Annotated in this window: 15 protein-coding genes; 4 read left to right on the top strand and 11 right to left on the bottom strand. The window is 62.8% G+C overall.

The genetic code is table 11. The features are described 5' to 3' along the window. On the top strand, positions 1–694 hold a 694-nt coding region (locus DL1_RS17545; RefSeq protein WP_038068722.1), incomplete at its 5' end, for a M23 family metallopeptidase. A gap of 185 nt (positions 695–879) precedes the next feature. Here DL1_RS17545 and trpB read toward each other — a convergent pair. The 7 genes from trpB to DL1_RS17580 all read right to left on the bottom strand — a co-directional run bounded on the left by trpB (position 880) and on the right by DL1_RS17580 (position 10,111). After that, positions 880–2,112 carry a tryptophan synthase subunit beta gene (gene trpB, locus DL1_RS17550; protein WP_038068724.1) on the bottom strand — a complete coding sequence of 411 codons (1,233 nt, stop codon included), beginning with the start codon at positions 2,110–2,112 and terminating at the stop codon, positions 880–882. A 157-nt stretch (positions 2,113–2,269) separates the two neighbouring features. Beyond that, positions 2,270–3,577, bottom strand: coding sequence for a xylose isomerase (gene xylA, locus DL1_RS17555; RefSeq protein WP_038068726.1), 1,308 nt, complete (start codon positions 3,575–3,577; stop codon positions 2,270–2,272). Positions 3,578–3,610: 33 nt separating this feature from the next. Beyond that, positions 3,611–5,995 (bottom strand): glycoside hydrolase family 3 N-terminal domain-containing protein, encoded by a 2,385-nt coding sequence (locus DL1_RS17560; RefSeq protein ID WP_038068728.1) that lies wholly within the window; start codon positions 5,993–5,995, stop codon positions 3,611–3,613. Positions 5,996–6,032: 37 nt separating this feature from the next. Continuing rightward, positions 6,033–7,025 (bottom strand): ABC transporter ATP-binding protein, encoded by a 993-nt coding sequence (locus DL1_RS17565; protein WP_038068730.1) that lies wholly within the window; start codon positions 7,023–7,025, stop codon positions 6,033–6,035. A 30-nt stretch (positions 7,026–7,055) separates the two neighbouring features. Next, the gene (locus DL1_RS17570; protein ID WP_038068733.1) at positions 7,056–7,886 is read right to left on the bottom strand and encodes a carbohydrate ABC transporter permease; all 831 of its coding nucleotides are present in this window, start codon (positions 7,884–7,886) and stop codon (positions 7,056–7,058) included. Then, positions 7,883–8,737 (bottom strand): carbohydrate ABC transporter permease, encoded by an 855-nt coding sequence (locus DL1_RS17575; protein ID WP_211250642.1) that lies wholly within the window; start codon positions 8,735–8,737, stop codon positions 7,883–7,885. Before DL1_RS17575 ends, DL1_RS17570 begins: the two co-directional genes overlap by 4 nt. Positions 8,738–8,854: 117 nt before the next feature. After that, complete coding sequence (locus DL1_RS17580) at positions 8,855–10,111, bottom strand: ABC transporter substrate-binding protein (RefSeq protein WP_038068739.1); 1,257 nt, start codon at positions 10,109–10,111, stop codon at positions 8,855–8,857. Between the two features lie 242 nt (positions 10,112–10,353). Here DL1_RS17580 and DL1_RS17585 point away from each other — a divergent pair, with 242 nt between their 5' ends. After that, positions 10,354–11,445: a LacI family DNA-binding transcriptional regulator gene (locus DL1_RS17585; RefSeq protein ID WP_081856391.1), complete on the top strand. Its 1,092-nt coding sequence runs from the start codon at positions 10,354–10,356 to the stop codon at positions 11,443–11,445. Between the two features lie 10 nt (positions 11,446–11,455). On the opposite strand, the gene DL1_RS17590 is transcribed toward DL1_RS17585, so the two are convergent. The 4 genes from DL1_RS17590 to DL1_RS21705 all read right to left on the bottom strand — a co-directional run bounded on the left by DL1_RS17590 (position 11,456) and on the right by DL1_RS21705 (position 15,500). Further along, a complete protein-coding gene (locus tag DL1_RS17590) occupies positions 11,456–12,427 on the bottom strand; it encodes a DUF808 domain-containing protein (protein ID WP_038068741.1) in 972 nt (323 codons plus the stop codon). Positions 12,428–12,503: 76 nt separating this feature from the next. Next, positions 12,504–13,349, bottom strand: a complete 846-nt coding sequence (locus DL1_RS17595) for a LysR family transcriptional regulator (RefSeq protein ID WP_038068742.1) — start codon at positions 13,347–13,349, stop codon at positions 12,504–12,506. A 314-nt stretch (positions 13,350–13,663) separates the two neighbouring features. After that, positions 13,664–15,181 carry an Asp-tRNA(Asn)/Glu-tRNA(Gln) amidotransferase subunit GatB gene (gene gatB, locus DL1_RS17600; RefSeq protein ID WP_038068745.1) on the bottom strand — a complete coding sequence of 506 codons (1,518 nt, stop codon included), beginning with the start codon at positions 15,179–15,181 and terminating at the stop codon, positions 13,664–13,666. Between the two features lie 148 nt (positions 15,182–15,329). Continuing rightward, positions 15,330–15,500 (bottom strand): hypothetical protein, encoded by a 171-nt coding sequence (locus tag DL1_RS21705; RefSeq protein WP_156022748.1) that lies wholly within the window; start codon positions 15,498–15,500, stop codon positions 15,330–15,332. A gap of 78 nt (positions 15,501–15,578) precedes the next feature. Between DL1_RS21705 and DL1_RS17605 the strand changes: the two genes are divergently transcribed. Further along, entirely contained in the window at positions 15,579–16,763 is a 1,185-nt protein-coding gene (locus DL1_RS17605) for a sugar ABC transporter substrate-binding protein (protein WP_051693654.1), read from the top strand. 15 nt (positions 16,764–16,778) lie between these two features. Then, positions 16,779–18,860, top strand: a complete 2,082-nt coding sequence (locus DL1_RS21830) for an ATP-binding cassette domain-containing protein (protein WP_162178769.1) — start codon at positions 16,779–16,781, stop codon at positions 18,858–18,860. The last annotated feature ends 313 nt before the right edge of the window (positions 18,861–19,173 follow it).

Below are 19,173 nucleotides of genomic sequence, written 5' to 3' on the forward strand. Positions count from 1 at the left end.
GGGCCCCGACCCGCCCCGCCACAAGGTCGTTCGCGGCGAGACCGCCTATTCGATCGCGCGCTATTACAACGTGCCGGTCAAGGCACTGGCGCAGTGGAACGGCCTGCCCAATGATCTCAGCGTGCGCCCGGGTCAGATCCTGATGATCCCGGTCGCCTCGCGCCAGCAACCGGCACGCACGGAAACCCAGACCCAGACCACCGTGCCGGGCGTGGGCTCGCCGACGCCGGTGCCGCCATCCTCCACCGAGCCGCTGCCGACCAGCTCCCCGCCCAAAGCCTCGGCCCCGGTCGACACCTCCTCCGTGCCCGATATGAGCAAAGAGGTGACGAAATCGTCGAATACGGCGCAAATGTCGATGCCGGTCTCAGGCTCTATCGTGCGGGCCTTCAAGAAGGGCTCCAATGACGGGATCGACATTTCGGCAAGCCCGGGCACGCCCGTCAAGGCCGCCGAAGCCGGTACTGTCTTGCTGATCAGCCAAGATACGGACGATGTGTCCTTCCTCGCGCTCAAACATGCCAACAACCTCGTCACGGTCTATTACAACGTGACCGGGCTGACGGTGAAGAAAGGCGCAAGCGTCAAGCGCGGTCAGACCATTGCCAAGGTCGCGCCGGGCGATCCGGGCTATCTGCATTTCGAAGTGCGCAAAGGGATCGAATCGGTCGACCCGATGCCCTATCTGAACTGACCGCAAGACGCGCGTCCTCCCCAGCAGGAGGACGCGCGGCGACCCCTGGGAACGGACCCGCCCCCAAGGCTGCTTGGGGGCACTTTTTTAGATAAAACAGGGGCTCTGCCCCCGCCTCCCGTTCCGGGAGCCTCCCCCGGGATTTCGGCGTCAGCCGAAGGGGGGCAGCGCCCCTCTCGGCCCTCTCAGGCGTCCATATCGAAGCCCAGATGCTTGGCCACGGCGAAGATATCCTTGTCGCCACGCCCGCACATATTCATCACGATGATATGGTCCTTGGGCAACTCGGGCGCGAGTTTCATCACATGGGCCAGCGCGTGGGACGGCTCGAGCGCGGGGATGATGCCTTCCAGACGACAGCAGAACTGGAACGCCTCGAGCGCTTCCTTATCGGTGATATTCACATATTGCGCGCGCCCGCTCTCGTGCAGCCACGCATGCTCCGGGCCAATGCCGGGATAGTCGAGCCCCGCCGAGATCGAGTGCCCCTCTAGGATCTGGCCATCTTCATCTTGCAGCAGATAGGTGCGGTTGCCATGCAGCACGCCCGGACGTCCGCCGGTGAGCGAGGCGCAATGCTCCATCTTCTCGTCGACGCCATGCCCCCCGGCCTCGACACCGATGATATTGACCGACGGGTCATCGAGGAACGGGTGGAACAGGCCCATCGCGTTCGAGCCGCCGCCGATTGCAGCGACCAACGTGTCGGGCAGACGGCCTTCGCCTTCCTGCTCGGCCAGCTGCCAGCGCACTTCCTTGCCGATGATCGACTGGAAATCGCGCACCATCGCGGGATAGGGATGTGGGCCTGCAACCGTGCCGATGCAATAGAACGTGTCGCGCACATTGGTCACCCAGTCGCGCAGCGCATCGTTCATGGCATCCTTGAGCGTGCCGCGGCCAGATTTCACCGGCACGACCTCAGCGCCCAGCAGGCGCATGCGGAAGACATTGGGGGCCTGACGCTCGACATCGGTGGCGCCCATATAGACCACGCATTTCAGCCCGAAACGCGCACAAACCGTGGCCGTGGCGACCCCGTGCTGGCCCGCGCCGGTTTCCGCGATGATCCGCGTCTTGCCCATGCGACGCGCCAACAGGATCTGGCCCAGCACATTGTTGATCTTATGCGCACCGGTATGGTTGAGCTCATCGCGCTTGAGATAGACTTTCGCGCCGCCCAGCTCCTCGGTGATCCGAGGCGCGAAATACAGCGGGCTGGGCCTGCCGACATAGTGCTTCCAGAGATAATCCATCTCGGCCCAGAACGCGGCGTCGGTCTTGGCTTTCTCATATTCCGCCTCGAGCGAGAGGATCAGCGGCATCAGGGTCTCGGAGACGAAGCGCCCCCCGAAGATGCCAAACCGCCCGTTATCGTCGGGTACGTTCATGAAGGAATTGATCAGGTCGTCGGCCATCTGTCTCACCTCGCGCGGATGTCTGATCTGCGGTGTATCGCGCCCGCACGCCAAGATAAAGCACCCGGTCCTATTTATCCGCGAGGCTTGGAGCACCGACGCCCGGATCTTGGCGCCGCGACAAGGTGCGCGCTCTGGCACCCTGTCGCGGCCTTGATCAGCCGACGTAGCGATTGACCAGCGCTTCGAGCCGCTCCTGCCGCCCCGAGCGCGGCTCCGGTGCCAACCCTTCGGCCTCGACACGGGCCGCCGCCGCCTCCAGATCGCCCGTAAGCATCGCTTGTGCCGCGGGGGTCTCCCAGCCCGCGTAGCGCGCTTGCAAAGCCCCCTCAAGCGCGCCGTCCTCAAGCATCCGCGCAGCCGCCTTCAAACCCGCAGCACATGTATCCATGCCGCCTATATGGGCCAGCACGAGGTCTTCCGCATCAAGCGACTGACGGCGCAGCTTGGCATCGAAGTTCGTGCCCCCTGTCGTGAAGCCACCGGCCTTGAGCACCTCGTAATAGGCCAGCGCGACCTCGGGCACATTGTTGGGGAACTGATCGGTATCCCAGCCCGACTGATAATCGTTGCGGTTCATGTCGATGGAGCCGAGGATGCCAAGACAGCGCGCGAGGTGCAATTCGTGCTCGAAACTGTGCCCGGCAAGGATCGCGTGGCCCTGCTCGATATTCACCTTCACCTCGGTCTCAAGATCAAACTCCTTGAGGAAGCCGTAGACGGTTGCGACGTCATAGTCATATTGGTGCTTGCTGGGTTCTTGCGGCTTCGGCTCGATCAGGATCGCGCCTTTGAATCCCGTCTTGCGGGCATAGTTCACCACCATCTGCAAGAATCGCCCTGCCTGTTGACGCTCGCGCCCCATATCGGTGTTGAGGAGCGTCTCATAGCCCTCGCGCCCGCCCCAGAGCACGTAATTCTCGCCCCCCAGACGCACGGTCGCATCGATGCAGCTTTTCACCGTAGCGGCTGCATAGGCGAAGACATCCGGGTCGGGATTGGTGGCCGCCCCCGCCATCCAGCGACGATGGGTGAACATATTGGCCGTGCCCCAAAGGCAGCGGGTGCCGGTCTTCTCCATCTTGGGCAGCACATAATCGACCCATTCGAACAGCCGATCGCGGCTTTCGGCAAAACTCGCCCCTTCCGGGCGGACATCCAGATCGTGCCAGCAGAAATAGGGCACGCCGAGGATCTCGAACAGCTCAAAGGCCGCATCCGCCTTCAGCTTGGCGCTCTCCATCGAGGTCTGCGGATACCACGGGCGCTCGAAGGTCGGACCGCCGAAGGGATCGCCCCCCTCCCAGGCAAACGAGTGCCAATAGGCCGCCGCAAAGCGCAGATGATCGCTTAGGGGCTTGCCCATCACCATCTCATCCGCGTCGTAGTGGCGGAAGGCGAAGGGATTGTCGCTTTGCGGCCCTTCAAAGCGGATCTGTTTGATATCCTTTAAAAAATCAGTCATGATGCGTGTCCTTTTGGCAGGGAATGAGGAAGATCAGGCCGAGGCAAGCGGCGTGATCTGCTGTTGGCTGATCATGCGCCAGTCGCGCGGCAATTTGCGGGTCTGGCCGCTCAGCGTCACACGGGTCTCAAGCCGGATATCGGCGCTGGAGGCCCCGATCATCAGCTCGAAATCGCCCGGCTCGACGATCCGCACGCCCTCGGGGCCGGTGAAACCAAGCATGTCGCTGGGCACGCGCAGCGTGACGCGCGCCGCAGCCCCGGGGTCAAGCGGGACCCGCGCAAAGCCCTTGAGCTCCTTGACCGGGCGCACCACCGAGGCCAGCACATCGCGCACGTAAAGCTGCGGCACCGCTGTGCCTGCGCGCGCGCCGGTGTTGCGGATCGTGAAGGACAGCGCGACCTCGCCGGTCTCGATATCGACCTGCGGGGCCTCAAGCGCGAGATCCTCATAGGCGAACGCGGTATAGGACAGGCCATGGCCGAACGGGTAGCGGCTGCCGAAATGTCGCGCGATCGGGGTGCCCGAGCTTTTGAACTTATGGTTGTAGAAATAGGGTGAGGCCCCGGCCGAGCGCGGCACTGACAGCGTCAGCCGCCCCGAGGGCTCTGCCCGCCCGGTCAGCACATCGGCCAGCGCCGCGCCCCCCTGCTCGCCGCCAAAGTAGCTCATGACCTGTGCGGCAAGCTTGTCCTCAAGCCCGCCCATCGTGTAGGGCCGCCCGCTTGAGAGAACCACGACCACCGGCGTTCCAGTGTCAACGATTGCCTCCAGCAGCTCTTGCTGTAGCCCGGGCAGCGCGAGCGTGTCGACATCCGAGCCCTCGCCCACAGAGCCGGTCAGGAAAATCCCCGACAGATCGCCGACGCAGACGACGGCGACATCAGCGGCGCGGGCCGCCTCGATGGCCGCGTCGAACATGTCGCGCCGGGTGGAGAAGCGATCGGCCTGAATAAGGCTGGTATTGTCGCCGATATCGCCGGGGAAAACCGGGTTGCCCGATGTCCGGTCGTCCAGAATATTGCAGCCCCGCGCATAGGTGACGTTCTGTTCGCCATGGGCGGCGCGCAGCCCCACAAGGGGTGTGACCACATGGGCCACATCATCGCTTTGGTCGCTGTTGATCAGATGCACCGGAAAGCTGTAATCGCCGAGCAATGCCATCGGATCATCGGCGGTCGGGCCGATCACGGCGATCTGCGCCTCGGGGGCCAGCGGCAAGACCCCGTTATTGTCGAGCACGGTGATCGACTGGGTCGCGACCTCGCGGGCAAGGCTCAGCGCCTCGGGGGTGCGCAGCGCGATCTTGCCCTCATCGACATAGGGCGCCTCAAACAGACCAAGGCGGAATTTTTCGCGCAGGCTGCGCCGGACGGCGGCGTCTATGACCTCGATGTCGATCTCGCCGCGCTCCAGCGCCGTTTCAAGATGCCGCGCGCAGTCATCGCCCGGCAGTTCCATATCGAGCCCCGCGCGGAACGCGAGGGCCGCCGCGCCCGCCTCATCGGCCGCAACCCCATGATGGCTGTGCAGGAGCGTGATGCCGATGTAATCGGCCACGATGATCCCATCGAAGCCCCATTGCTCGCGCAGCACCTGCGTGAGCAGATGATGCGAGGCATGCAGCGGCTCATTGTCGATGTCGTGATAGGCGGGCATGACCGAGCCCGCATTGCCCAGCTTCACCGCCATCTCGAAGGGCAGCAGGAAATCGTCGTTCAGCTCGCGCCAGCCCAGATGGACCGGGGCATGATTGCGCCCGCCCTCGCTGAAGGAATGGCCCGCGTAATGTTTGAGCGTGGCCAGCAGATCGCGCTTTGGACCTTGCAGCCCGCGCACATAGTCAAGCGCCATCAGACCGGTCAGATAAGGATCTTCGGCGAAGGTCTCTTCCGTGCGCCCCCAGCGCGCATCGCGCGCCACATCAAGCACCGGGGCCAGCCCCTGATGACAGCCGATAGAGCGCAGCTCCGCACCGATCTCATGACCCACGCGCCCGATCAGCGCGGGATTCCACGTAGCCCCAAAAGCCAGCGACGAGGGAAAGAGCGTGCCGCCGCGCGCCATCGTGCCGGAAAGGCATTCCTCATGGGCGAGTGCGGGAATGCCAAGCCGGGTCTCCTCGACCAAAAATTTCTGCAGGTGATTGAGCGCGCGCACGCCTGCGGGCGGAGCAATGGCGCGCGTGCCGAAGGGGCGGGTTAACTGCCCCAGCCCGTTTTGCAGACGCGCAAGCGGGTCCGAGCCCGGATCTCCGCCGACAAACCGGTCCGAACGCATCTTATGCGCGCCGTGCTCATCAAGCACCATCCAGAGCGCATGCAACTGGGCGATCTTCTCCTCAAGTGTCATCCGCGCGAGCAGATCCTCGACCCGCGCCTCAATCGGGAGCGCGGCGTTCTTGTAGCTGTCAGTCATGGGAATAGCCTTTATGTCGGTCATGAGGGGCGCGCGCTCAGAGGCGTAGGCCCGCACTGTCGAAGCGGTGAAGACGGTCGGTCTCGGGGGTCAGGCGCACCGGGGTGCCGGCGCCAAGATTGGCCTGCCCGCCCTGACGCACGATCAGATCGCCGACCTCGGAGGCGACATGGATCACCGTCTCATTGCCCAAATATTCGGCGACGGTTACGCGCCCCTGCCACGGGCCGTCCTCGCTCAGGTGCAGATGCTCGGGACGGATTCCGCAGGTTGCAGCGCCCTGCTCCTGCGCGAGCGGGCCATCAAGCAGGTTCATCCGAGGTGAGCCGATGAAGCGCGCCACAAAGGTCGTGGCCGGGCGCTCGTACAGCGCGCTTGGCGTGCCGACCTGCTCAATCCGGCCCGCATTCATCACCACGATCTGATCGGCCAGCGTCATCGCCTCGACCTGATCATGGGTCACATAGATCATCGTTGTCTTGAGGCGCTGATGCAGCTCGGCCAGCTCCACGCGCATTTGGTTGCGCAGCGCTGCGTCCAGATTGGAGAGCGGCTCGTCGAACAAAAACACATCCGGGTTGCGCACGATCGAGCGCCCGATAGCCACCCGCTGGCGCTGCCCGCCCGAAAGCGCTGCGGGCTTGCGGTCGAGATAGCGCTCCAGATCAAGGATCTGGGCTGCCTGCGCTACGCGGCGCTTGCGCTCGGGGGCTGCGACCTTGGCGAGCCGCAGACCGAAGTCGATATTCTGCGCAACCGTCATATGAGGAAACAGCGCATAGGACTGAAACACCATCGAAATTCCGCGATCCGACGGCTCGGCCTCAGTGACATCGCGCCCACCGATCTCGATGCCGCCAGAGTTGGGCATCTCCAGCCCCGCGATCATCCGCAAGAGCGTGGATTTGCCACAGCCCGAGGGGCCGACCAGAACGGTGAAGGATCCGGCGGGAACGGTCAGCGACAAATCCCTGAAGATTTCGACCGCGCCGAAGGATTTTCGGATCTGCGACAGGCGCACTTCAGTCATGGGAGGGGCCTCCGATTAGCGAAATATGGGTCATCCCTTCACCGCCCCGCCGGTCAGCCCGGCGACGATGTAGCGTTGAGCGGCAAGGAAGAAGACGATGGCGGGGATCAAGGTGAGCGAGATGAAAGCCAGCGTGCGGTTCCACTCGGTCAGATATTCGCCGCGGAACTGCATCATCCCCAGCGGCCAGGTGAAGACCTCGCGGCTGTTGAGAACGATCAGCGGCAGCAGGAAGTTGTTCCAGCTTTGCACGAAGACGAACACGCCCACGGTGGCCAGGATCGGGGTCGAGAGCGGCAGGGTGAAGCGCCAGAAGAAGCGGATGTAGCCGCAGCCCTCGACATAGGCGGCCTCGAACAGCTCTTTGGGCAATTGGTCAAAGAAGGTCTTGAACAGCAAGATCGCGAGCGACAGCCCAAAGGCCGCCTGCGGCAGGATCACCGCCCAATAGGTATCCAGAAGCCCCAGATCGCGCACCGTGATGAAAAGCGGCAAGATCGCCGTGGCAAAGGGAAAGACCAGCCCGAGCAACAGATATGACAGCAAAAAGCGGCTGCCAAAAAAGCGGATCTGGGCAAAGACATAGGCGGCGGCGGCGGCCACGATCAGCGTCAGCACAACAGCCGAGAGTGAGATCACCAGCGAGTTGCCCATGTAGCGCCAGAAGGCCGGATCGACGATCAGATCGAGATAGAACTGCGTCTCCCAGACCTTCGGCAAACCCAGCGGATTGACGCGCAGATCGCCGGTCGATTTGAACCCGCCCAAAACCGTCGCGATGATCGGCCCCAGCACGAAAGCCGCGCAGATCAGCAAGGCAATCGTCTTGAAAAGCCCGATGAGGAAATTGCTGCGGCTCATTTCGCGCTCTCCCGGTTGAGATGCCATTGATAGGCGACGGCCACGATCACGGCGGCGATGAACAAGATCACACCCACCGCGCTGCCATAGCCGATATTCAGCCGCGTCAGCCCGAACGTGTAGAGATAGCTCACGATGGTATGGGTCTGGTTCGACGGCCCGCCATTGGTCAGCGGGATCACCACATCAAAGAGCTGCAACGAGCCGATTACCGCAAAGAACCCCGAGACCACGATGGCCGGGCGGATATGCGGGATCTGCACGTGGCGGATGACGGCCCAACGCTTGGCTCCCTCGATCCGCGCCGCCTCGATCAGCTCTGAGGGGACGGCCTGCAAGGCTGCGATATAGATCATCATGTGGAAGCCGAAATACTTCCACACCACCACAAGGCAGATCGCGTAGAAGGCAAAATCCCGGTTCGACAGGATGAAGACCGGGTCGATCCCCAGCGCATGGGTGATCCCCGCCACCAGCCCGGTATTGCCGTCAAAGACAAAGCTCCAGATCAGACCGGCTGCGATCTCAGCCAGAATGAAGGGTAGGAAAAACACCAGCCGGAACAGAGCGTTGCTGGGTGTCTTGCGATAGATCGCAAGCGCCAAGGCCAGCGCGATCGGCATCTGGATGAAGATCGACACCAACAGCAGCACGACCGTGTTGCGCACCGAGACCCAGAAGATCGAGTGATGGAAGGCGCGCTCGTAATTATGCACCCCCACGAAATCCTGCGGCGTGCCGTAGCCGTTCCAATGGAAGAAGCTGTAATAGCCCGCCATCAAGAGCGGCCCGATCACAAAGAGCGAAAACAGGATCAGGGCGGGGGGCAACATCAGCAACGTGGCCGTCATCTTGCCATGTCTACGCGGGCGCCGCCGAGGCACCGAGGGCTCGGAAAGGGTCATGGGGTCACCTTGGGGATGAAGGGGCCCGCGACCCCATGGGGCCGCGGGGATCCGGTCGCGCGATTACTGGAAGGACCAGGCGTCCTGGATTTCCTGCGCGGCTTGTTCGGGCGTGATCACGCCCTGCGCCAGATCGGCAGAGGCATCGTTGAACGTGGCCCCGACATCCGCGCCGAGATCCTGATCGAGAAAAATCTGATGGAATTTTGAGGCGGCGAGGTCATCCGCGATCTTCTTGAAGAACGGGTTCTTGATCGCCGAACTGGCCGCGATGGCCGTCGGGATATAGGCACCTTCGGCTGCTGCCATCGCCTGATATTTCGGCCCGTTCCAGAAGGCGAGGAAATCGACCGCCTCCTTGGGCGCACCTTTGGCCACGACCCAGCCATTCACCCCGCCGAACGTATCGCTCGGCGCGCCCTTGCCGCCTGCGACCATCGGAAAGCGGAGGACGGCAAGCTGATCATCGGGCAGGCCCTTCTTGCTCTGCGAGCGATCCTTGGAGCTTTGATAGTCGAAATCGGCCATCAGGTGGAACAAGGCCTCGCCATCGCCAAACCGACCCGAGGCCTGCTCGTAGGTCGTGCTCATGAAGCCCGGCTCGAAGGGCTGCAGATCGATCAGGCGTTTGAAATCCTCGCCCGCCTTGACGAAAGGTGCGGAAGCAAAGCCCTTGCCCTCCCCCGCCATCGCGGCCTTGAACCCGGCCTCGCCGGCCTCACGCAGGGCAAGATAGCCGTAGTAGAAATGCAGTGGCCACTTATCTTTGCCACCGACCATGATCGGGGTGACGCCCGCAGCCTTGGCCTTTTTTAGTGCCGCCAGAAACTCATCCCATGTCTTGATCTTCGAGACATCAATCCCCGCCTTTTTGGCGAGTTTGAGATTGGTCCAGAACACCACTTCCGAGGCATTCATCGGTGCGCCGACGATCTTGCCGTTGACCGAGAACGCCTTGATGCCCGCGGGGGAATAGGTCTTGGCCCATTCATCGGCGACCTGATCGGTAATATCCTCGACAAAGCCTGCTTTGGCCTGATCGCGCAGCACGCCCCCGCCCCAGCTGTAATAAATGTCGGGCCGGGCCTTTGATTGCAAAAGCGTCGGAAGCTTCTGCTTATAGGCCTCATTCGCGATATATTCGAATTTGACGTCCACATCGGGATGCAGCGCCTCGAAATCCTTCTCGGCTTGGGTGTTGATCGCCTTTTCGACATCGGTGGTCTCGGCTCTGAGAATTTCGATCGTCGTCTTGGCGGTGGCGGATGTCGCAGCGAGCGCAAGGACAAGGGCAATCGCAGTGGTGGCGTAGGGGCGCATATCTTGGGTCTCCTCCCGTTACATGTCGCGCGCGCAATCCGGTCGCGCCGGCTGCGCAGCCGCATCCCCTTTCTCTCCTCACAAGGGGCTGTGGCGTCGATACCGTTTCATGGTTTACTTTAACGGTATAGTTATTGTGTTTACCGATAAATCTTCGTATATGCTAGTGAAATCCGAGTGATTGCCCAAAGCCTTGAATTTTCTGGCCCGGTGCGTCTTTCGACACTGCGAAAAGGCACGACATGAGCGACGATCAGACCGCCTCCCCTCCGCCGAAGCGCCCGGCCCCCGAGAATCAGCGAACCCGGTCTCCCGGCGCGCGCCCCACTCTGGCCGATATCGCGCAGGCGGCGGGCGTCACCCGCATGACCGTCTCGAATGCGCTCAACGGGCGCGACGGGGTCTCGGCCGATCTGCGCGAGCGGATCCGGACCATCGCGAGCGAGATGGGCTATGTGACCAACTGGGTGGCCAAGAAGCTCTCGGATAGCCGCAGCGGGGCCGAAACCGGGATCATCGGGGTCATCGCCGAAATTCACACCCCCTTCATGGGCGAGGTCGTCTCTGCGCTCAGCTCGGCTGTGCGCGATCAGGGGCGTGACATGCTGGTTTACTCGCTGCCGGACCCCGCGAAAAACGTGCCGGGCAACGTGCTTGATCTGCTATTGCACGCGGTCGATGGGGTGATCGCCGTAATCCCGCGCGACACGAGCGATTTTCACAGGCTGGCCACGGCAGGTGTGCCGATGGTCGCGGTCGACCGGCTCAACGCCTCGGTCGAGATGCCCTCGGTCGCGGCGGACAGCTATGGCGGGGCCTGTTGCGCAACACGCCATCTCATTGCGCTCGGCCATCGCAAGATCGCCTTTCTCGCAGGCGAGACGCGGCGCCTATCGGCCCAGGAACGGCTGCGGGGCTATCGCGACAGCCTGCGCGCGGCAGGCCTGCTCCACCGGCCCGAATATGAAGCAGACGGCGGCTATGAGCCGCAGCTTGCGCGCCCGGCGACCCAAGCGCTCTTGGCGCTGAGCGATCCGCCGACCGCGATTTTCGCGGGCAACGATGCCAGCGCCCTTGCCGCCATCGCGACGATTGAGGAAGCCGGGCTCTCCGTGCCCGGCGATATCTCGGTGATCGGGTTCGATGACGTCTCGCTTGCGGTTCAGGGCGGGCGCGGGCTGACCACCATTCGCCAGCCCTTCCCCGAGATCGGCTGTGCAGCCGTTCAGCTCTTGCTGGATCTGCGCGAGGGCCGCGCGGGGGCCGCCACACGCCACCTGACGCTTCCCGTCGAGTTGATCGAGCGTGCGACCACGGCGCCTCCGCGCCGCTAGCAACACCCCCTCAATGCGCCGAGGCCGATCCGCCCCGCAGCCGGTGATAAAGCGGCTGAATGATCCGCGTGACGACCGGGATCAGAACCAGACCGTAGAGCAGCCCGAAGATGCCGTCGAAAAACGCGGTGACAACCCACGCCACGGCGCCCTTGGCCGTCTCAACCGCATGGGCAGCCGCCTCGGCCTGATGATGGATCCAGTCATATGGGGCGCTCCAAAGCACCTGCGCCAGACCGTGCAGCACGATATTGCCACCCACCCAGATCATCGCAGCCGTTCCCACGATCATCAAAAGCCGCATCAGCCACGGCATGAACAACACGATGCCCCGGCCCAGCGCCCGGGTCGGTGCAAGCCGCCCATTGCGGCACAGCCAAAGCCCCACATCGTCGGCCTTCACGATAATGCCCACGCTGCCATAGACCAGCACCGTCACACCGATCCCGATGATCGCAAGCGCCAGCGCCTCGATCCAGACCGACTGCTCGGGCGGCAGGGCGGCCAGCCCGATTGTCATGATCTCCGCCGAGAGGATGAAATCCGTCTTCACCGCCGCCTTGACGCGGCGCTCCTCGAGATGATCGGCGCTTTGTGCAGCGACATGACCCTCAGCATCGGGCTGATGGGGGCGGAACAGATGATAGACCTTCTCGGCCCCCTCGAAACACAGATACGAGCCGCCCAGCATCAGAAGCGGCGTGATCAGCCATGGCGCGAAGGCCGACAGGATCAGTGCTGCGGGCAGCAGGAAGATCAGCTTGTTCTTGATCGAGCCGAGCGCGATCTTGCCCACGATCGGCAGCTCGCGCGCGGGCTTGAAGCCTTGAACATATTTGGGCGTGACGGCTGCGTCATCAATCAGCGCGCCTGCCGCCTTTGCGCCGGCCTTGGCCGCCTGCCCCGCCGCATCGTCAATTGAGGTGGCCGCGATCTTGGCGATCCCCGCAACATCATCCAAAAGCGCCAGCAAACCGCTCATATCACTACCCTTTTCTCTGCCCGATCCGCCGGTGCCGCACGAACGCTCCCCAAGCTAGACTGCGCCCTGCCTGGCATCAACTGCGCGTGAGGCGTAAAGTTTCATCGCAGAGCAATTGATAGAGCGCATCAAGCGCGGCCCGGATCGGGGGATCGTGGCGCGCGTCGTGATGGCTCACCAGCCATTCATCATGCGCGAGCGCCTCGATATCGGGGCCGGACTGGACCAGATCGGGATAGCCGGTGGCGGCAAAGACCGGCAGGATGATCTGACCGATCCCTGCCCGCGCAAGATCAAGCGCCAGCCGGGCGCTGTTTGCCGTCGTCACGATGCGCTCGGGATGGGTTGCGCGCAGCCAGCGCTCCGAGGGGGTCGTCGCCTGCGCGCTCTGCAGCGTCACGAAGCCGTCAATCCCTTGAGCCCGCGCGAAGGGCGCATAGCGCAGATGGATCGTCTTGCGCCCGGCAAGCCAGCTTTGCGTGGGCCGACGATTGCGAATGCCGATATCCACCTCGCGCCGCGCGATATCCGCATCGGCGTTGGAGGCCACGAATTCCGGCAGCCAGAGGCTCTCTGGCGTCCAAACTTGGGCAATGTTGAGCGCGATGAAACGCGAGGTCCATTGCCCCGCCGTGACACGCACCCGCGCCTGCGAATCGCGCAGCGCAAAGCGGCGCACCCGGGCGCGCAGCGCGTGCAGCTCCGCCAATTCGCCCGCCAGCTCGCGCCCTCGCGCGCTGAGCGCATAGCCACGCTTGCCGCGCGCGAACAGCTTAATCCCAAGCTGGGCCTCAAGCGCAGTCATCCGTCGGCTGAGCGTGGGCACCGAGGCTCCGGTGGCGCGGGCCGCCCCGCTCAAGCCCCCTGCCTCGGCCACCGCGAGGAAGAGTGCGAGATCATCGAGGGAGGCATCTTCTTTCATATTTGAAAATCCTGTTGCGGATTGAAAGCCTACTAAACACCAAATCGAACGACAACATTTTCAATAGTGCAACAGATAGGAGGGTTGAGCGATGATCTTCTTCAGTGCTTTGCCAAAAGAGAGCGTGACACTTTACCCAGAGCTTGCGCCCCCGCCTCGGACCGAGCGAGAGCTCTTTCGCGCCGAGATCGCGCGGCGTGTGGCTTTGCGGCGCAAACGGCGGTGGCGGCGGTTATGGCTGCGCATCCAGCGCGCGCTACGCAGCAAAAAGGGCGGGAAATCCCGCCCTTCGCATGCTTTGATCCGCGCAGGGGTTACAGGCCCAGTTTCTGCGCCACAATCTCGTTGACGGCCTTGGGGTTGGCTTTGCCACCCGACGCCTTGATCACTTGCCCCACGAACCAGCCCGCAAGCTTGGGATTGGCGCGCGCCTTCTCGACCTGCTCGGGGTTGGCGGCGATCACCGCATCCACGGCCTCTTCAATCGCGCCCGTATCGGTGACCTGAATCATGCCGCGCTCTTCGACGATCTTCTCGGGATCACCGCCCTCGGTATAGACGATCTCAAAAAGCTCCTTGGCGATCTTGCCTGAAATCTTGTCGGATTTGATCAGGCCGATGATCGCGCCGAGCTGTGCGGGCGAAACCGGGCTGTCCGTAATCTCGGCATCGTCCTTTTTCAGACGCCCGAACAGCTCGTTGATGACCCAGTTCGCGGCCAGCTTGCCGTCGCCTGCCGCCGCCACGACCTGCTCGAAGTAATCGGCATTCTCGACCTCGGCGGTCAGCACCGAAGCGTCATATTCCGACAGACCCAGATCCTTGACGAAGCGGGCTTTCTTGGCGTCGGGCAATTCGGGCATGGTGGCGTCGATATCATCGACCCAGGCCTGCTCGATCTCCAAAGGCAGCAGATCGGGGCACGGGAAGTAGCGATAATCATGCGCCTCTTCTTTGGAACGCATCGAACGCGTCTCGCCCTTGTCGGGATCATAGAGCCGGGTTTCCTGCACCACCGTGCCACCATCCTCGACCAGCGCGATCTGGCGGCGTGCCTCATAGTCGATTGCCGCCTGAATGAAGCGCATCGAGTTCATGTTCTTGATCTCGCAGCGCGTGCCCAGATGGCTGAAATCGCCGGTCTCTTGATATTTCTCATAGGCGCCGGGCTTGCAGATCGACACGTTCACATCGGCACGCAGGTTGCCGTTTTGCATATTGCCGTCGCAGGTGCCCAGATAGCGCAGGATCTGGCGCAGCTTGCTGACATAGGCCGCGGCCTCTTCGGGGCCGCGAATGTCAGGACGCGAGACGATTTCCATGAGCGCCACACCCGTGCGGTTCAGGTCCACGAAGGACATATGCGGATCCATGTCATGGATCGACTTGCCCGCGTCTTGCTCAAGGTGAATCCGCTCGATACGAACCTTGCGCGCAACGCCGGGCCCCATATCGACGATGATCTCACCCTCCCCCACGATGGGATGGTAAAGCTGCGAAATCTGATAGCCCTGCGGCAGGTCGGGATAGAAGTAGTTCTTGCGATCAAAGGCCGAGCGCAGATTGATCTCGGCCTTGAGGCCCAGCCCGGTGCGCACCGCCTGTGCGACGCAGAACTCATTGATCACCGGCAGCATGCCGGGCATCGCGGCATCAACGAAGGCCACATTGGAATTGGGCTCTGCGCCGAAGGTGGTCGAGGCGCCCGAGAACAGTTTCGCGTTCGAGGCCACCTGCGCATGCACTTCAAGCCCGATCACCAGTTCCCAATCCGATGTGGCGCCCGAGATGACCTTGGGCTGGGGGGAGGTAAATTCGAGATGATCGAGCATGTCCGCATCCTGTCTGAAAGGGGTGATCGCCTTCTAGGACAGGGCGCGCGCGGGGGCAAGAGGGCGCTCAGCCGCGCGCCCGTCCCGCCGCAGAACACCTTGAGTCGCAACGCGGCACCGCCGAACGCCCCAAACCCAGCCGCACCGATCACGAAAAGCGGAGCGCGCGCAGCTGCTCCAGCCGAACCATTGGCCCCGTGGCGTTTTGCAAATGCGACAACACACAGAGTTGATCGGCCTGACGCGACGGTTGCTCTTTGCACGGACGAATTTCGCTCCATGATAACGCTAACAGGATGCGTTTCACCGGGTCGCGCATCCCCTCTGTCCTGCGCAGAGTGGTCCGGGGCTCAGCTGCGAGCCACGGAAGAGGGGGATCCGGTAGTGGAGGAAAACAATGACTAAACGCCGTTCTTATCTGTCCGCCTCGCGGATCGTCGGACTTGCAGGCACCAGCGCAATCGCGCTTGGCCTGTGCGCGGCTGCCGCCCAAGCGCAAGATATCAAAGCGTCCGATTTCGGCGCCGATTTTGCCGCAATGGCCAAGCTCAAAGACGTCACCGCAAAGGGCAAAGGCAAGATCGGGGTGCTGCTGCCCGATACCGCCAGTTCGGCGCGCTACACCTCTTTCGACGAGCCCTACCTGAAGAAGGCTTTTGAGATGGCCGGGCTTTCGAGCGATGATCTGATCATCTCGAACGCGCAGGGCTCCGAGGCCGACCAGCTGACCCAAGCCCAGACCGATATCAGCCAAGGCGCGACCGTCTTGCTGCTCGATCCGATCTCGTCGGGCGGCGGTGCTGCGGTCGAGAAATACGCCAAGGAGCATGGCGTGGCCGTCATCGATTATGACCGCCTGACCGTGGGTGGCGATCGCGATTACTATGTAAGCTTCGACAACGTCTCGGTCGGCAAGCTGATCGGCAAAGGCATGGAGCAGTGCCTGACCGACTGGAACATTCAGAAACCGCAGATCCTCGTGATGGCCGGTTCGCCCGATGACAACAACGCCACGCTGTTCAAGCAAGGCTACATGGACGTGCTCAAGCCGAAGTTCGACAGCGGCGACTATGTCAATGTCGGCGAGCCCGCAGGCACCTGGGATCCGTCGGTTGCGCGCACCACGTTCGAGCAGCAGTTCACCGCGCATCAGGACATGAACGCGGTCGTGACGCCGAATGATGACAATGCCAACGCCGTCATCTCCTATCTCAAGACCCTCAACGTACCGCCGAAAAGCTTCCCGACCACCGGTCAGGATGCGACGGTCACGGGTCTGCAAAACGTGCTCACCGGGTATCAGTGCGGCACCGTCTATAAGCCGATCTATCTGGAAGCACAGGCCGCCGCCGCGCTGGCGATCTATCTGCGCGCGGGCGAAACCCCGCCCGAGAGCCTGATCAACGGCAAGACGATGGATAGCAGCCAGAAGAAAGACGTGCCCTCGATCCTGATGGTGCCGATCTGGGTGACCCCGAAAAACATGGCCGACACGGTCGTGAAGGACAAATTCGTCGACGTGTCCAAACTGTGCACCGGATCTGCCGCGGATGCGTGCAAATCCGCAGGCATCGGGAACTAAATCCAGATGTCGGAAATGGGTAATGGGACCGGGCCCCAGGATGCGATTCTCCGCATCCGGGGCCTGGAGAAGCGTTTCGGCGCGGTTCAGGCCCTCAGCGGCGTCGATTTCGACGTCCGCCCGGGTCAGGTGACCGCTCTGGTTGGTGACAATGGCGCGGGCAAATCCGTGCTGACAAAGACGATTGCCGGCATCCATGAGGCCGATGGCGGCACAATCGAATGGCAGGGCGAGACGGTCCGCATCAAATCGCCCCGCGACAGCGCCGAGCTGGGCATCGAGGTCGTCTATCAAGACCTTGCGCTATGCGACAATCTCGACGTTGTGCAAAACATGTTTCTCGGCCGCGAGATCATGACCAGCGGCATGCTCGACGAGGACGCGATGGAACGCGCCGCCGCCGAGACGCTATCTGGGTTGCGGGTCACGACGCTGCGCTCGATCCGCCAGCCGGTGGCCTCGCTCTCGGGCGGTCAGCGCCAGTCCATCGCCGTGGCCAAGGCGGTGATGTGGAATTCCAAGCTGGTGATCCTCGACGAGCCGACAGCCGCTCTGGGCGTGGCCCAGACGGGTCAGGTGCTGCAACTGGTGCGGCGTCTCGCCGATCAGGGGCTCGCGGTGGTGATGATCTCGCATAACCTCAACGACGTGTTCGCGGTCTCCGACAATATCGCGATCCTGCGGCTGGGCGAGATGGTCAGCCAAGGCCCCGTCGATTCCTATGATACGCAGCGCGTGGTCGAGCTGATGACCACGGGCAAATCCGATCACGTGGTCGAGCCCGGCAAGGGCCGCGCAGCCCCCTCGATTGCCGCCGAGAACGCCCGTGACGTGGCCGAGGCCCGCGCGGCCTCAGGCGAAAGCGGCCCCTCCGCCGTGGTGGGCGCGGGGCAGACCGAGAGCTTTGCGAGCTACATGAACGGCGTCTGGTCGCGCGTGAAGGCGGGCGAGAGCGGCGTGCTGCCGGTCCTCCTGGGCTTCGTGCTGATCTCGGCGATCTTCCAGTTCCAGAACGACAAGTTTCTGTCCAACGGCAACCTCGTCAACCTGCTGGTTCAAGGCTCGGTCTTTATGATGATCGGGATGGGGCAGGTCTTTGTGCTGCTCTTGGGCGAGATCGACCTGTCACTGGGCTTCGTGGCCGGGATCGGCGCGACTGTCGCCACCCTGCTTGTAGCGCCCGGTATGGGCTGGCCCTGGTGGACGGCAATCCTTGCGGCGCTGGCCGTGGCCGCCGTTTTGGGGGTCGTTCAGGGCCTCTTGATCACCAAGCTGCGCCTGCCCTCTTTCGTGGTGACGCTGGCGGGTCTTCTGGGCTTTAACGGTCTGATGATCCAGCTTCTGGGCGCGGGCGGCACGATCCCGATCAACTCCGAGATCATCAACAATTTCGCCAATGGCACGCTGAGCCCCGCGATGGGCTGGATCGTGACCGGGGTGGCCGTGGCGATCTTTGCCTTCCTGACCTTCCGCAAGGATGCCAAGCGCCGCGCAAGCGGGCTGGTCGCACCGCCCATGGGGCTGACCTTGATGAAGATCGGGCTGGCAATCGTTGCCGGCGTCGTGCTCGTGGTGATCTCGAACATGAATCGCGGCATCGCACGCTTCCCGCTCTCGGGCATGCCGTGGGTGATCCCGATCGTGGTCGCGGTGCTGATCGCGTGGTCGTTCCTGCTCGGGAAGCTGAAATTCGGACGCTACGTGATGGCCATCGGTGGCAATGCCGAGGCCGCACGGCGCGCGGGTATCAACCTGAGCCTGATCCGCACCGCCGCCTTCACGCTGGCGGCGACCACGGCGGGTCTGGGCGGCATCATCTACGCCTCGCGCCTGCGCTCGATCTCCACAAGCTTCGATGGCGGCACGATCGTGCTTTATGTCGTGGCGACCGCTGTGATCGGGGGCACCTCGCTCTTTGGCGGGCGCGGCCATCCGCTGCATGCGGTGCTGGGCGGTGTGGTGATTGCAGCCATCGTCAACGGCATGGCGCTGCTGGGCCTGCCAGCCGCTGTGCAGCTTATGGCAACGGCGCTGGTGCTGCTGGCCTCGATCACGGTCGATGTCGTGGTGCGCCGTCGTGGCGAGACGTCGAAATAGACGTGCCGCACCAGAAGAACCAGAAAGGCCCCGCTTTGGCGGGGCCTTTTTTGTAGGCGGCGGGAGGGACGCCAGCTCTCACCAGGCTGGGAGAAGAACTAACCGGCAAAACTGTTTGATCCAAATATAAGGAGTTTTCACACCGAGCTTTCGGCCCATGTCTCGGCCGGCTTTAACGTCCATAATTTCAGTACAATGCAGCGATGACTCTTAAAACAGCTGGTGCGTGAAACGTAAGCGACACGTACATAGGGGGCCCCCTTGTTGAGAAAATGACAGTCTATAAGCGGATAGTTGTAATACGCGTCGCCTT

It is taken from the genome of Thioclava dalianensis, from assembly GCF_000715505.1.
In the GTDB taxonomy this organism is placed as follows: Bacteria; Pseudomonadota; Alphaproteobacteria; order Rhodobacterales; family Rhodobacteraceae; genus Thioclava; species Thioclava dalianensis.